This is a genomic window from Mammaliicoccus sp. P-M58 (assembly GCF_022386165.1).
In the GTDB taxonomy this organism is placed as follows: domain Bacteria; phylum Bacillota; class Bacilli; order Staphylococcales; family Staphylococcaceae; genus Mammaliicoccus; species Mammaliicoccus sciuri.
The window spans coordinates 206,779-222,015 of sequence record NZ_JAJNJI010000002.1; the positions used below are offsets into that span (position 1 = coordinate 206,779).

Genomic DNA, 15,237 nt, shown 5'->3' on the forward strand with positions numbered 1-15,237 from the left:
ATTTTACCCATCCATTATTTTTTATAAACTGTACTATAATTTAACGAGAATTTTTGCTTGTGATTTATCGTTTACAAGTTGTTCAAAACCTGATTCTACAATATCATTTAACTCAATTTCATCAGTTATGACGTCTTTAACTTTTAAATTCCCTTCATTAATTAAGTCTATTGTTTGTTGAAATGTAGAAGGTGTATAAGCAATAGTCGATGTAAGTTTTACGCCAGTGTTTGTTAACTGCATTGGATTCCATTCAATTGAATGTCCAAATATAGAAACAATAACAACAGTGCCTCTTGGTTTAGTAACATCAATGGCAGATTTAAATGTAGGTGCTACACCTGCTACCTCAAATGACACATTAACACCATTATCAGTATGTTTATTAATAACATCAACTGGGTTTGATTCACCAGAATTTATAGTATGAGTAGCGCCTACTTCTTTCGCCTTTTTCAATCTTTCTTCAGATAAATCAAAAACAAATATTTTACTAGCACCTGCAGCTTTAGCAGCTATAGTTGTCAATAATCCGATTGGTCCAGCTCCAAAAATAGCAACAGTATCACCGAAAAGGACATTTCCTTCTTTAATTGCTTGAACTGCTACAGCTGTTGGTTCAACAAGGGCACCTTCTTTATCAGAAACATTATTTGGCAGTTTATACACATTCTCTTCTGGGACATTTGTAAATTCTGCAAATCCACCATCTGAACCTAGGCCTATAAATGAATAACCATCATAAAGGTCAATATTTTCTTCTTTTTCATGATTAGAAACTGTAGGATTAACAACAACTCGATCGCCTTTATTGAATTTAGTAACTTTTGAACCAATATCCTCTACTACACCTGCAAATTCATGACCTAATGTTACAGGCGCTTTTTGTCCAAGGAACGGGTCCGGTTTATCGGTTGAAATAAATATAGGACCTTCTAAGTATTCGTGTAAGTCTGTACCACATATACCAGCCCAAGAAACTTTAACTTTAACCTGATTACTTTGTAATTCTTTCGTAGTTCGTTCTTCAACACGTACATCCTTTTGACCATACCAAACTGCTGCTTTCATTTATAAAACCTCCTTATAGTATTTAATTTAATAATATGCCTTTTAAAAGTTAATTTCAAATAAATAACTTTTAAAAATAGAATATATATATATGTTTGAATATAAAGTTTATAATAATGATAACGTGTTAAAAGTTTGCAACGATAAATGGTGATAAGGGTTTCTAAAATTAGATTAGTAGGAGAAGTTAAAAAGATTAATAAAGTGACATTGGCATATTAATATATACCTAAATAAAAGTGGTTAGTAAAATAGGTGTGAGTGTAATATATAAGACATAACATAACATAATTGAATATATTAATTAAAAAATATAGGAGTGATTTTTATGTATCTTATAGATACTTTGATTTTTAATAGTAAATCTGAAAAAAAGAAATATCAAAGAATCTTCTCAAAAAAATTAAATGATATAAATATAGAAACATATACTTTTTATAAATCTAATTTATTTTTTAATAGTAGAGGGGATAAATGGAATTTATTATGTGTAATTGATTTGTCTAAATATAATAGAGATATCATAAATACAATACCTTTAACAAAGAATGTAACTATACGTCGTGAATGCATGGAATTAACCCCTAATGCTCATGTGAAAAGCTTGAAGTCTTTAAAATGTAATTTAAATATTGTTGAACATGTGGATGTTGCAGATAAATATTTAGAAGAATTTCAAAGTATTATGATACAAAATAATATACCAGCCATGACAGAAATCATTCATAAGAGAAGCTGGTGTAATGAATTTATAGCACTTGAGACAAGAAATATCATATATCATAAATCAAAATTTCCGAAATGGAATCAAATACATTTAATATCATTAAATCTTAAAGGGGTGTTATTATTCAAGAAAGATTTTTCGACTGTGCTCAAAACTCATAGTAATATATCGTTTGAGCAAAATTTTAGTAGATTAAAAAAAATACGTGTTTTTACATATAAAGCTAATGCTTCGAAAACAAAAAGTATTTTAAGTAATACTTACAGTATGGATGGAAATAGTCAATAGTATCAATCAAAAGAAAGGCATATTATAAAGATATTAATAGTTGCTGGTATATTAATTAATAGTAGAACTACTTATAAAGTAGTTATCAGTTAAATAATTAGTCATTGAATCTGGGATATAATATTATTCCCAGATTTCTTTTGTATAATGCATTGGATAGCTAAACCCAAAATACACTTGCATCAGAGCTTTTCAACTATCTATTTATTATTTCTTTTAAACGCTTCATAATGATTAATGATATCATTTGCCGACATGTTTTCTAGTTCATATTTAATATTATGATTCATAGTATCAACTTTTTCGTTTTCAGAACCGTTATTATATACGACAGAATAAATAAATGATATTTCTTCATCATTTAAGTCTTTTAAGAACTGTGGTCTTAAATTCTTGTTAAAACCTAATAAACTTTTTAATTGTTTTTCTGAAGAGTAGAAATTCTTAAAGTCTACACCACTTTCTTTTTTGACGACTTCAACAAATTCTTCTAATTTTTCTACTTTACCCATCATATCACTCCTATTTATGTTAACCGTATGAAGTATATATACCTTTTTTTAGAAAAATATAAACTTATAAAAATAAGTAGAAAATCCAAGTATGTCTAGATATCGATACATAGAGTGATCTTATTCATAAAAATATACGTATATATATAAAAGGATGTGATTGCTATGCGTAAAATGATAACGGTATTAATGACAGTTTTAATACTCAGTGGATGTCATAATCAAATGAATCATGTAGATAAAAAAACAAGCGAAGAGAAAAATGTTCAAACTGTAGAATCAAAGGCATTCGAAACATATCAAAAAGGTATCGTACCTTTGAAAATAAACATTAAAAGAATAAATGTAAATCACGAATTAGATCACACTGGAACTAATCAAGAGAATGAAATGGCGGTACCTAAAGATATCCATACACCTAGTTGGTTTAAAGATGGTTTTAAAGTTGGTGAACTTGGTAATGCTGTGATTGCGGGACATGTTGATGATGGCGTAAATCCAGGTGTATTTACAAATCTTCATAAACTTCAAAAAGGTGATAAAGTTGAGGTTAGCGATAGAAACAATAAGAAATTAGTATTTAAAGTATATGATAAAGAATTATATAAATTAAGAGAAGCACCAGTAGATAAAATATTTGGATATTCTAGTAATAGACATTTAAATTTGATTACTTGTGAAGGGGAATATAATACTTCTCTAGGAAGTACACCAAATAGATTAGTGGTTTATACGAAATTAATAAATGGTTGAAATTATGCATAGGACATTTACTAACATATAATAGTAACTGTCGGGGGGTAAAACAATGCGCGAATCGGATATAGAATTATACGATAAAATAGTATCTAAAGATACAGATAGCTTAGAAACATTATATGACCGTTACGAATCGCTGCTATACAGTTTTATTTATAAAATCACTCAAGATAAGCAATCGAGTGAAGAAGTACTTCAAGATGTATTTATGAAAATTTGGAATCAAAAAGCTAAATTTGATAGTAGTAAAGGTAAGATGTCGACATGGCTTATTACGATTTCACGAAACTTAGCAATTGATTATATACGTAAGAGGAAAACAACGTCTTATGAATATGATGAAGAAAGGGATAATATAAAGACGGATAATGTACCTGAATCAGAACTCATAACTAAAGAAGAAGCTGAACAGATTAAAGGATGTATAGATGAGTTAGACGCAAAGCAACAAGCTATTGTGTATTTATTTTATTTTAAAGGTTTCAATCATAAAGAAATATCGAAAACGCTTGAAATACCTTTGGGAACTGTAAAGAGTAGGCTAAGATTATCTATTCAACATTTAAAGCACAAATTAAAAATAAACAAGAAGGGAGAGAGGAAATAATATGGAATGTGAAAAATTATATGATTATTTCAATGATCAATTAAGTAAAGATGAAAAACAAAAATTTGAAGAACATTTAAAAACTTGTAAAAATTGTCAAGAAGAATTAGATGAACTGAATATATTAAATGAATCTCTTCCTTATCATGTTGAAAATATTGTTCCTCCTAAAGATATGAAAAGTAGAATAATGAATAATATTCTAAATGATGAAAATAATGTAGATAATTCAGCTCAAGAATATAATGATAACAGTCAGCATAGACCTTTAAATACAAAGCGAAATATCATTAAAAATGTATCTCTCATTAGTATGGCCGCATTATTATTAATATCTATAGTAGGCAATTTATATCATTTTAATATAAAAGATCATGGAAGTAAGAATAAAGACCATCATTTAATCAATAAAAGCAGTGCACAAATAATAAAATTAAAATCTACTGAAAAAAATCAAGTTCAAGGCGAAGCGTTTATAGCTAAAAATAAAAAAGAAAGACAATTAGTAGTACAAGCACAAAATTTACAAGAAACGAAAGGCAATGAAGCATATCAAGTTTGGATTCTTAAAGGAGAAAAGCCATATCGAGCAGGTACTTTTGTTTCCAGTAAAAATTCTGGAATAGTTATCTTTGATTTAAGTGATATCGAATTAGATAAGCAAGATAAAATAGCAATTACTTTAGAACCATCACCAAATAATAAGGCTCCTGAAGGTGATATTATTATGGCTGGTGAAAAAGGTTAGATATTTTTAGAGATTACATTAATTAATGTGATCTCTTTTTTTATTTATTGCGTATACCATATGAACAAAAAAACAAAGGAGTGATTGGATGAATATTTCACAGAAAGTATTAGCCATGTCATTATCGGTTTCATTGTTAGGAGCTGGAACAAGTGTATCGCAAATTGCACAAGCACATGATGCGTCACATGAATCTGTTACAAAAACAGATAGTAAAGCAGTTGAATTAAGAAGTAATTTAGATATGTTGCTAAGTGAACATGCGTATTTAGCTACTGATACAATGAGAAAAGGTGCAGAAGGGTCTAAAGATTTTGATGCATCAGTAAAATCACTAAATATGAATACTAAAGATTTATCTAAAGCTATCGGTGATGTATATGGCCAAGAAGCAGGTAAAGAGTTTGAGAAAATGTGGGCAGAACATATTGGGTACTTTGTAGATTATGTGAATGCTACAAATGATCATGATGAAAATGCACGACAAGAAGCATTAAAGAACTTAGATAATTATAGAGAGCACTTCTCTCAATTTTTAGCATCAGCAACAGATGAAAAATTAGAAGCGAAAGGTTTATCAGAAGGTTTACAAATGCACGTGAATCAATTAGTAAGCGCATTTGATGCCTCAGTAAATGGGGACTATGACAAAGCTTACAAATACGAAAGAGAATCCATTCATCACATGTATATGGTTAGTAAAGGATTATCAAATGCTATAACACAACAATTTCCTGAAGATTATCACCATACAAGTGCAACAACAAAAGCAGCCGACTTAAGATCAGATTTAAATTATTTAATGAGTGAACATGCCATCTTAGCAGCCGATGCTATGCAAAATGGATATGATGGATCTAAAAATTACAAAGCATCAGTAAAAGCGTTAGAAATGAATACAAAAGATTTATCAAAAGCAATAGAAGGTGCGTATGGTAAAGAAGCGGGTATGGAATTCGATAAAATGTGGACAGAGCATATTGGGTATTTCGTTGATTACGTAGAAGCTTCAAAAAATAAAGACGAAGACGCTAAAAAAGAAGCAAAAAGCAACTTAGATAATTATAGTAAAGAGTTTGGCGCATTTCTATCTAAAGCTACAGATAATCAATTAAAGAGTGATGAGTTAGCTGAAGGATTAGGTATGCATGTGAATCAGTTGTTAGCTTCATTTGATGCTTACACTAAAGGAGATTATAAAACATCAACAATGAAAGTAAGAGAAGCGTATGCGCATATGTTTATGCCAGCTAAAGGTTTAAGTCAAGCAATCGTAATGCAAAATAAATCAAAATTTGAAATGAATATGCCAAAAGAAATGCCGGACACAGGCGCACAAAAATAGGCTCGTTATATAGAATAAAGAAAACTAAATTCAAATTTGAATCTAGTTTTCTTTTTGAATTTTCAAGGATATTATATTTATTAAAAAGGAGAAAATATGAAAATACTCGATGTAATATCACAAATTGAACAAGAAATATTAGTTAGTAATAATAATTATAAAATCAATATAGATAAAGAGTGTACTGATATTACAACCATGTACCAAAATATTAAAACTTCTTCTGTTTTTATATTAAAGGCGTCTAATCGCTCTAAAATTTATGCAGAAAAGGCTATAAGTAAAAATCCAATATTAATATTGACGAATATGGAAGAAAACAGTTTGGATGATATGAAGAGTGATATTCCAGTTATATATTTATCTAACTATGCATCAGCGATAAATAAATTAGTACATTTATTTTATGATAAATATATCGAAAGCTTAAAATTTATTGCAGTAACGGGTACTAATGGTAAAACAACTACAAGTCATATGGTAGGAAAAATATTATCAAAACTAGATAAACGAGTAGCTGTTGTTGGTACATTAGGCGTTTATGATTCTAAATTTAACAAAATGAATTTTAACCATTCTACACCAACTACACCAACTACACCAATGCATATTGAATTTGCTGAAATTATAAAGTATTTTGCAGAAAAAAATTATGACTACATTGTATATGAAGCTACATCTATTGCGCTAGACCAAAAAAGGGTTAATTTTATATATAACGAACTAGCAATATTTACTAATTTTAGCTCTGAGCATCTTGAGTATCATCATACACTTGAAAATTATTTAGAAGCTAAATTAAAACTGAATTCGTTAAGTAAAAAAAGTATTGTCAATTATGATAGTGAAGAATACAGAAAAATAGGTTATGACAGGTATCATTTTTCTAATAACCAAAAAAATGATATGTATTATAAATATTCTATAGAGGAGAATAAGTTATCTATTTGGATAGATGGAAATGTTTATCAGATCAATATAGCATTGAATGGAATTCATAATTATATTAATCTTGCTATTAGTATATTTGCAATACATAAATTGAATTTTGATATAAAAAATATTTTAGAGGTTGTTAAGTATATCAAACCACCTGATAATAGATTTGAAATATTTAAAATAAGAGAATTTGAATTTATATTAGATTTTGCACATACACCATTAGCAATTAATGAATCAATTAGCGAAGCCATAAAATATTCTTCAAAAAAGAGAAAAAAGCTTACAGTAATGCTTACAGGTATAGGCTTACGCGGTTTAGATAAAATAAGAGACACAATGAATTTAATTCCTAATAATATTGATCAAATTATTTTAGCTTCTGAGCAAGTAGGTTTTGAAAATGAAAACCATATTATTGCAACGATGATTAAATATTTACCGGAATATTATGATTTAAATAATATTATGATTGCGAGTTCGAGAAAGGAAGCAATCAAAAAAATTGTTGAGAAAACTAAAAGTGATGAAAGTATTATTTTATTAACCGGTATCAATGAACCACAGCATTATAGGGGTGGTTTAATCAATCATGACGATAAATCGTATATTAAGATGTGTATAAATAATAAATTGGTGTAAATAGTAGTTTTTAATTTAAAGATTCTTGTTGGTATGAGTTGTTTAAATATAACTAATATAAAAAGATAGTGAAATGGATTTTACTCGCTTTTATATAGAGTTAGCTGTTAGATATATTGATTTTAAATTTATGGTTTGGTACTATATAATTCTAAATAGTAAATATTTCATTTGTTTTTAAAGGTAATAAATCGAATGAAATATTTGTGCGGGTGTAGTTAAATGGTATAACCTCAGCCTTCCAAGCTGAGGTTGCCAGTTCGATTCTGGTCACCCGCTTTGAATTTATAAAAACTATGAAATGTGACTCATATTTAATAATTAATTTCATAGCGATACAATTTTTCGAGAGTCTGGGACATAATATGATTTCCCAGACTCATTTTTTATATTGTTAGTAGATAACTGAACCCAAAATACTTGTATCAATCTTTTTAAAATCTAGTAAAAAGATTATATACAGGTATTTAAATATTTTTACAGGTTATCTTTTAGGAGGCAGGCGATAAGGATTGATCTGATAAAGTTATTAGTCACACAAATGAAAAATATTAATAAACGGATATAAACCGCGCTTAAAACTGCTCATAAGAAAGTGATTTTAGCGCTCTTTTTAGCGAAATTATAAAGTGACTATGTAAAAATAATCCAGGAGGCGTTCAAATGCATTTAGGAGTCATACTAAACAGAGTTTTTAGAACACAAGATAATCCACTTTTTCATTATATAGAGAAGCATCAAAACGAGCTAAATAAATTATATTTTATCTTACCATTAGAAGATTTAAATGATGCATCAGCAGTAAAGCGTGAGTATTATTATAAAGTAGTAAAAGGGTTTGTAAATGCTTTAGAAAAGTATGATATACATCCCCATATTGTTACGTATGACAAGCTAGGTGACTTAGCTGATACATTGGGGTTATCTCACGTATTAGTAGCAAAAGATATTATGAGTTATCACAAAGACATATACGATTATCCTCATGTTAAACAAGCTTTTGAAAATCATCAAATTACAGTAATTGGGCAGCGCGTGAATCATTATTTTGAGCCAACAAAGACCTTTAATAAACAAAATCAGCCTTATAAAATATTTACGAGTTTCTATAAAGCAAATCGTCAAGATTTAGTACATACACCTAAAAAAAATTATCAATTTAAGCATTTGGCCCAAATTGCTGAAAAGGGTTCAAATCAAAGTGACTTAAATTTTAAAAATAATAAAGATATAGAACAGTTAGCGCGCAAAGCATGGGGTGAATTTTTAAATGGTGATATAGCTCATTATGATAAATTGACTGATGATGTATCACTGGATTTTGTAGGTGGTTTAGGTAAATATTTAGCATATGGGTTGCTTGATATTAATGAAATTATAAATGACTTAATTGAAGGATACGACAGCAATGAAATTAGTTATGAATCTTTTATTAGAGAGGTTATATTCCGGGAATTTTATTATGTATTAATGACACAATATCCAGAAGCTTCCACTAAATCTTTTTCTGAGAAATATCGCAACATGAAATGGTCTTATAATAAAGCACATTTTGAAGCATGGAAAAAAGGACAAACTGGCTATCCAATTGTCGATGCTGCAATGATAAAATTAAATCGTACAGGATATATGCACAATCGTTTAAGAATGGTCGTATCACAATTTTTGACTAAAAATTTATTTATCGATTGGACTTGGGGGGGAGGACTATTTTAGACAGTATTTGATAGATTATGATAATGCATCTAATGTACATGGTTGGCAATGGTCGGCATCAACTGGGACAGATGCAGTGCCTTATTTTAGAATGTTTAATCCTATACGTCAAAGTGAGCGCTTCGATGCCCAAGGGTATTTTATTAAAACAGAGCTCGAAATATTTAATGATGTGGCAAGTAAATATATTCATGATCCAACTAAATATAAAGACAATTTGCAAGAAATTTATCATATCGAAATTGGAAAAGAATATCCAGAGACTATCGTGAATCATAAAAAAAGCAGAGATTATGTGATGGATAAGTTCAAACAATTTTGATATGTTATTCATTAAAAAGGAGTGATTTATTTGTTGAAAAATGAAATGCACGGTATTTATCTAACTCAAAATAACAATGAGGTTACAATCAATAAATTTAATGCAAGTTATCAGTATATTATTTTAGAACAGATTAATAATTTACCTCAAAATGGATATGTCGTGTTTAACCATTTATATGCAAATCCTGGTTTTGAAGAAGATTTTGAGCGTGTTTTTCTAAATCGAGATATAAACCTAACAAATACTCAAGGGTTTGAAAGTTTATTGTTTTTAAAACCATGCAGTACGAATGAACATTATGTAATCATAACTATTTGGAAAAACGAAGAATCATATAAACAATGGCAAGATTCTCAAGAATATAAAAACACACATCAAAAAAGAGGTACTAAAAAAGGAGCCGATCAAGCTATCGTAAACAGAAAGCTATCCTTTAATATTAGCTTAGAATTAAAAGAGTAACGATTATGAAGATGGGCACTAATTCGGAAAATAGAGTATAAATAGTATAAAGTAGCCTTCAAGACTTTTGAATTGACCTTGCTTACACACGGGTCTAATATTAGCAAAGAAGAATACGAATCACTGTATTCTATCCAGTAAGTAACGGAGGAATTTATGATGCTAAATGCTAAAGCGAGAGCAGTAAGTAGTCCGGATTCTAATTTTTTTGCGACAGAAATTACGAGAAGAGATTTAGATAAACATGATATTTTAATAGAAATTAAATATGCAGGGATATGCCATTCGGATATTCACACTGCACATGGAGAATGGGGACCAGTGAACTATCCTTTAGTACCGGGTCATGAGATTGCGGGTATTGTTAAAGAAATTGGTTCTGATGTGAGTAAATATCAAGTAGATGACCGTGTTGGTGTTGGTTGTATGGTTGACTCTTGCGGTGAATGTGAACATTGTCAAAACGGCGAAGAACAATATTGTTTAAAAGGAATGGTTGGTACATATGCAAGTACTGACAGATATGGTGAACCTACTCAAGGTGGTTATTCAACACATATCGTCGTACATGAAGATTTCGTACTACGTATTCCGGATAATATTCCTTTAGATGAAGCGGCACCTTTACTTTGTGCAGGTATTACAACGTATTCACCTTTAAATCACTGGAAAGCTTACGAAGGTAAAAATGTAGCTGTTATTGGTATGGGTGGACTTGGTCATATGGCCGTTCAAATTGCACATGCAATGGGCGCTGACGTAACAGTATTATCACGTACATTAAATAAAAAAGAAGATGGCTTAAAATTAGGCGCTTCTCATTATTATGCAACAACTGATGAGTCAACATTTGAAGAACTTGCTAACTCATTTGATTTAATTATTAATACCGTAAGTGCTAATTTACCAATAGATGCTTACCTTAAACTATTAAGATTAGACGGTACGATTGTTAACGTAGGTGCACCAGCAGAACCCGTATCATTACGTGTAGCAAACTTAATAGGTCACCGTAGATCATTTGCAGGTTCAGCAATCGGTGGTATAAGAGAAACACAAGAAATGTTAGACTTCTGTTCAGAACATAACATTAGACCACAAATCGAACTGATTTCAGCAGATCAAATAGACGAAGCATATGAAAGAGTCTTATCATCAGACGTTAAATATCGTTTCGTAATAGATACAAGCACAATGTAATAACGTAAGATAAAGTGTCCATATGATGGGCACTTTTTTGTTTTAAGGGCATCGTTAGTAACACTTCTGTTGAGTTTTGTAACTAACTCAGCCGACAATCCCACTTTAACTAACACAAAAAATCCCCTGCTAACTCCAACGTTAACAGGGGATGATTTATTTATTAACTTTAAGATTCTACGGTGTCTTCCATTTGGGCTTCGAATTCATCTAATAATGCGCGTACTTCGTCTGTTGTTTCTGTACTCATTAATTGATGTCTTAATTCGCTAGCGCCTCTCATGCTACGTACGTATATTTTGAAGAATCTACGTAAGCTTTTGAATTGTCTTGTTTCACTTGTTGCGTATTTATCGAATAATGTGAGATGTAATCTGAGTAGGTCTAGTAGTTCTTTACTTGTATGCTCACGAGGCTCTTTCTCAAATGCAAATGGATTATTGAAAATACCTCTACCGATCATAACACCATCTATGCCGTATTTTTCAGCAAGTTCAAGACCTGTCTTTCTATCAGGTATATCACCGTTAATCGTTAACAATGTATTAGGTGCGATTTCGTCACGCAAATTCTTAATAGCCTCGATTAATTCCCAGTGTGCATCTACTTTACTCATTTCTTTACGCGTACGAAGGTGAATAGATAAGTTTGCGATATCTTGTTCGAAGACGTGCTTTAACCAATCTCTCCATTCTTCTATGTCATAATAACCGAGGCGTGTCTTAACACTTACCGGTAGACCACCAGCTTTTGCTGCTTGAATAATTTCAGCAGCACGTTCAGGTCTTAGTATTAAGCCAGAACCTTTACCTTTGCCTGCAACATTTGCTACAGGACAGCCCATATTCAAATCAATACCTTTAAAGCCCATTTCTGCCATTCCGATACTCATTTCTCGGAAATGATCTGGCTTGTCGCCCCATATATGTGCGACGATAGGTTGTTCATCTTCACTGAATGTTAAGCGTCCGCGAACACTGTGAATACCTTCAGGGTGACAAAAACTTTCCGTATTTGTAAATTCAGTGAAAAAGACATCCGGTCTCGCTGCTTCACTGACTACGTGACGAAAGACGATATCCGTAACGTCTTCCATAGGTGCCAAAATAAAAAATGGACGTGGTAATTCACTCCAAAAATTTTCTTTCATAATATATTTTAACCTTCTTATTTATTAATTTATTAAATATTTATCCATGATGATATTACCATAAAAGTGCAACTTATACAAAAGGATATTTACTCATTTTAATTCAGATTACTTGTCATAACATCTAAACATTTTGAGACGTAAAGCATGCATTTTGACTTTATCGTGTGCCTTTGTATAACATGATGATATTAGAGAAAGATTTCGAGGAGATGTCGTCGTGGAAGAGTTGAAACACCGGGATAAGACTTTGCTTATTACGATTTTGATGGTAGGGTCATTTGTGGCCATTTTGAACCAGACACTCATGACTACAGCCTTACCAAGTATTATGAAAGAAATGCATTTAACGAGTAGTACGGTACAATGGCTAACGTCTATATTTATGTTAGTGAACGGTATTATGATCCCGATTACTGCATATTTAACACAGCGATTTACAACTAGAACGTTATACTTTGCAGCTTTAACATTCTTTATAGTAGGTTCTATTATTTGTGTTATAACGGATCAATTCAGTGTCATACTCGTAGGACGTGCAGTTCAAGCAATGGGTGCTGGGATTATGATGCCTTTAATGCAGACAGTCCTATTTCTTGTTTATCCAGCTGATAAAAGAGGGCAAGCTATGGGGATGTTTGGATTAGTTGTCAGCTTCGCACCAGCAATTGGTCCAACATTGTCAGGTTGGGTTGTTTCTCACTACAGTTGGAAAGTGATATTTTATATTTTATTAATCGTAGTCATTATAGACTTATTATTTGCGTTGAAATTCGTGAAGAATGTAACAGATGTTACGAAACCGAAGCTTAATAAACTATCTGTCACACTGTCTACATTAGGCTTTGCGGCATTGTTATTTGGCTTTAGCGAAGCGGGTAATTTAGGCTGGCATCATCCATTAGTTTATTCAATGATCATTGCAGGTATTCTCATCTTAACAATGTTTATCGTGAAACAATTAAGCATGACTGAGCCGTTTCTTAACGTACGCGTCTTTACCTATAAATCCTTTACGATCAATATGATTATCGTTTGTATCGTCTTTGTTTCATTTATAGGTAGTCAAACAGTATTGTCATTCTACTTACAAAATCTACACGGATATTCACCATTGATGTCAGGGTTAGCACTCATGCCAGGTGGAATTATAACAGGTTTACTTTCACCATTCACAGGTAAAATATTCGATAAATACGGCGGTAAGTTATTATCCATCATAGGCGTTTCAATCGTTGTAATTACATCATTTGCTTTCACACAACTTGATGCACACACATCATTCGCATATGTCACAATATTCTTTGCTATTTCACTCGCAGCAAATGCGATGGTCTTTAATCCATTAACAACAGCAGCATTAAACAATTTATCACGTGAATTAGTACCACATGGAACATCGATGAATAATACAATGAGACAAGTCGGCGCAGCAATGGGTTCAGCAATATTAGTAACAGTTATGAACACAGCAATCTTAAACCCACATGAATATGGAATAGAAGGATTAGTGCATGGCGTACGCGTCGCATACGTTGTTATCTGTATCGTAGCAATACTCGGATTAATATTAGCGATTATCAACCCAACATCTAAAAAAGGCTATAAAGAAGCATAGCGAAACAAAGCATGGGAGCGGGACATACACTATGTCCCAGTCTTATGCTTGTTTTTATAAGGAAAGCAGTATGACATCAGACAACCCTCAGACTGACTCTTGCGGGGTTTAAAGTAATACATAAGGAAATGAATTGTTTCATAAGGAAATTTATGTAGACATACTTTATACTTAAATCAAAATGACAGAATAGAGGTTATCGTAGTGAAGAAGTTATGGATTTTGGGGATGGGTATCATTATTCTGATGATCGTTGGAATCATGATTATGACGAAACCATCTAATGAACATCATTCAACAACAGTTAAATCAACAGACTCAACTTATATAAAAAGCCAAATACCGACACTATTTCTACACGGTTATGCAGGAAGTGCGAACTCAGAAAAATATATGGTTCAACAAGCGAAGAAAAAAGGTGTCACAAAAGAAGTTATCACAGCATATGTATCTGAAGATGGAGAAGTTGAATTAAAAGGCAAACTTAAAAAAGATGCGACTAATCCTATTGTACAAATAGAACTTGAAAATAATAAACAAGGCGATCTAGATCTCAATGCAGAGTGGTTTAAAAACGTACTAGCGAAATTACAAAGTGAATACGGCATTAAGAAATTTAACTTTGTCGGACATTCAATGGGGAATTTATCATTTGCTAAATATATGTTGAGATACGGAGATGATGAAACATTACCGCAGTTGAATAAAGAAGTGAACATTGCCGGTACGTTTAATGGTGTATTAAATATGAATGAACAAGTAAATGAAATTAGTGTGGATAGAAGCGGTAAACCAAGTCGCATGAACCCACCATATCCAGAACTACAACAATTGAAAGACATCTATAAAGGACAAGAAATAGAAGTATTAAACATATATGGTGACTTACAAGACGGCACCAACTCAGACGGTCGCGTGTCCAACAGCTCATCAAAGTCATTGAAATATTTACTAGGAAATAGTCCGAAAAGCTATAAAGAATCCAAATACGAAGGCAAAACAGCCCAACACAGCGATCTACACGAAAACAAGCATGTCGCAAATGAGATTGTGGAGTTTCTGTGGGGGAGGTAGGGAGAATGAATAAGTAAATTGAAAAAGTATTTGACCTTAAAGTGTGGTTTAATG

The 15,237-nt window shown here is 31.4% G+C and carries 13 protein-coding genes, 1 tRNA gene and 1 pseudogene; 12 read left to right on the top strand and 3 right to left on the bottom strand.

Features of this window, described 5'->3' with window-relative positions; translation table 11 throughout:
- Nucleotides 1–33: 33 nt before the first annotated feature.
- The gene (locus LQ694_RS03350; protein ID WP_048540342.1) at nt 34–1,071 is read right to left on the bottom strand and encodes a 2,3-butanediol dehydrogenase; all 1,038 of its coding nucleotides are present in this window, start codon (nt 1,069–1,071) and stop codon (nt 34–36) included.
- Between the two features lie 328 nt (nt 1,072–1,399).
- Here LQ694_RS03350 and LQ694_RS03355 point away from each other — a divergent pair, with 328 nt between their 5' ends.
- Nucleotides 1,400–2,086 carry a hypothetical protein gene (locus LQ694_RS03355; protein WP_218697027.1) on the top strand — a complete coding sequence of 229 codons (687 nt, stop codon included), beginning with the start codon at nt 1,400–1,402 and terminating at the stop codon, nt 2,084–2,086.
- A gap of 200 nt (nt 2,087–2,286) precedes the next feature.
- On the opposite strand, the gene LQ694_RS03360 is transcribed toward LQ694_RS03355, so the two are convergent.
- The gene (locus LQ694_RS03360; protein ID WP_048540344.1) at nt 2,287–2,598 is read right to left on the bottom strand and encodes a hypothetical protein; all 312 of its coding nucleotides are present in this window, start codon (nt 2,596–2,598) and stop codon (nt 2,287–2,289) included.
- Nucleotides 2,599–2,763: 165 nt separating this feature from the next.
- Between LQ694_RS03360 and LQ694_RS03365 the strand changes: the two genes are divergently transcribed.
- The 9 genes and pseudogenes from LQ694_RS03365 to LQ694_RS03405 all read left to right on the top strand — a co-directional run bounded on the left by LQ694_RS03365 (nt 2,764) and on the right by LQ694_RS03405 (nt 11,341).
- Nucleotides 2,764–3,351 carry a class F sortase gene (locus LQ694_RS03365; protein ID WP_218697028.1) on the top strand — a complete coding sequence of 196 codons (588 nt, stop codon included), beginning with the start codon at nt 2,764–2,766 and terminating at the stop codon, nt 3,349–3,351.
- Nucleotides 3,352–3,406: 55 nt separating this feature from the next.
- On the top strand, nt 3,407–3,964 hold the full coding sequence (locus LQ694_RS03370) for an RNA polymerase sigma factor (protein ID WP_025905379.1): 558 nt from the start codon (nt 3,407–3,409) through the stop codon (nt 3,962–3,964).
- Between the two features lies 1 nt (nt 3,965).
- A complete protein-coding gene (locus LQ694_RS03375; RefSeq protein ID WP_218697029.1) occupies nt 3,966–4,712 on the top strand; it encodes an anti-sigma factor in 747 nt (248 codons plus the stop codon).
- An 88-nt stretch (nt 4,713–4,800) separates the two neighbouring features.
- Complete coding sequence (locus LQ694_RS03380; protein WP_058611767.1) at nt 4,801–6,057, top strand: hypothetical protein; 1,257 nt, start codon at nt 4,801–4,803, stop codon at nt 6,055–6,057.
- 96 nt (nt 6,058–6,153) lie between these two features.
- Nucleotides 6,154–7,638, top strand: coding sequence for a Mur ligase family protein (locus tag LQ694_RS03385; protein ID WP_239771816.1), 1,485 nt, complete (start codon nt 6,154–6,156; stop codon nt 7,636–7,638).
- A gap of 208 nt (nt 7,639–7,846) precedes the next feature.
- Nucleotides 7,847–7,917, top strand: a tRNA-Gly gene (locus tag LQ694_RS03390).
- Nucleotides 7,918–8,301: 384 nt separating this feature from the next.
- Nucleotides 8,302–9,676: pseudogene (locus LQ694_RS03395) on the top strand (cryptochrome/photolyase family protein).
- 30 nt (nt 9,677–9,706) lie between these two features.
- Nucleotides 9,707–10,141, top strand: coding sequence for an antibiotic biosynthesis monooxygenase family protein (locus tag LQ694_RS03400; RefSeq protein WP_058611769.1), 435 nt, complete (start codon nt 9,707–9,709; stop codon nt 10,139–10,141).
- Nucleotides 10,142–10,300: 159 nt separating this feature from the next.
- Nucleotides 10,301–11,341, top strand: a complete 1,041-nt coding sequence (locus LQ694_RS03405; RefSeq protein WP_196968655.1) for an NAD(P)-dependent alcohol dehydrogenase — start codon at nt 10,301–10,303, stop codon at nt 11,339–11,341.
- A gap of 169 nt (nt 11,342–11,510) precedes the next feature.
- Here the strand turns inward: LQ694_RS03405 and LQ694_RS03410 are convergent, their stop codons facing one another.
- Nucleotides 11,511–12,491, bottom strand: a complete 981-nt coding sequence (locus LQ694_RS03410; protein WP_058611771.1) for a tRNA dihydrouridine synthase — start codon at nt 12,489–12,491, stop codon at nt 11,511–11,513.
- A 220-nt stretch (nt 12,492–12,711) separates the two neighbouring features.
- On the opposite strand from LQ694_RS03410, the gene LQ694_RS03415 reads away from it, so the two are divergent.
- Nucleotides 12,712–14,109 (top strand): MDR family MFS transporter, encoded by a 1,398-nt coding sequence (locus LQ694_RS03415; RefSeq protein ID WP_081359372.1) that lies wholly within the window; start codon nt 12,712–12,714, stop codon nt 14,107–14,109.
- A gap of 204 nt (nt 14,110–14,313) precedes the next feature.
- Nucleotides 14,314–15,183 carry an alpha/beta hydrolase gene (locus tag LQ694_RS03420; protein WP_370688580.1) on the top strand — a complete coding sequence of 290 codons (870 nt, stop codon included), beginning with the start codon at nt 14,314–14,316 and terminating at the stop codon, nt 15,181–15,183.
- The last annotated feature ends 54 nt before the right edge of the window (nt 15,184–15,237 follow it).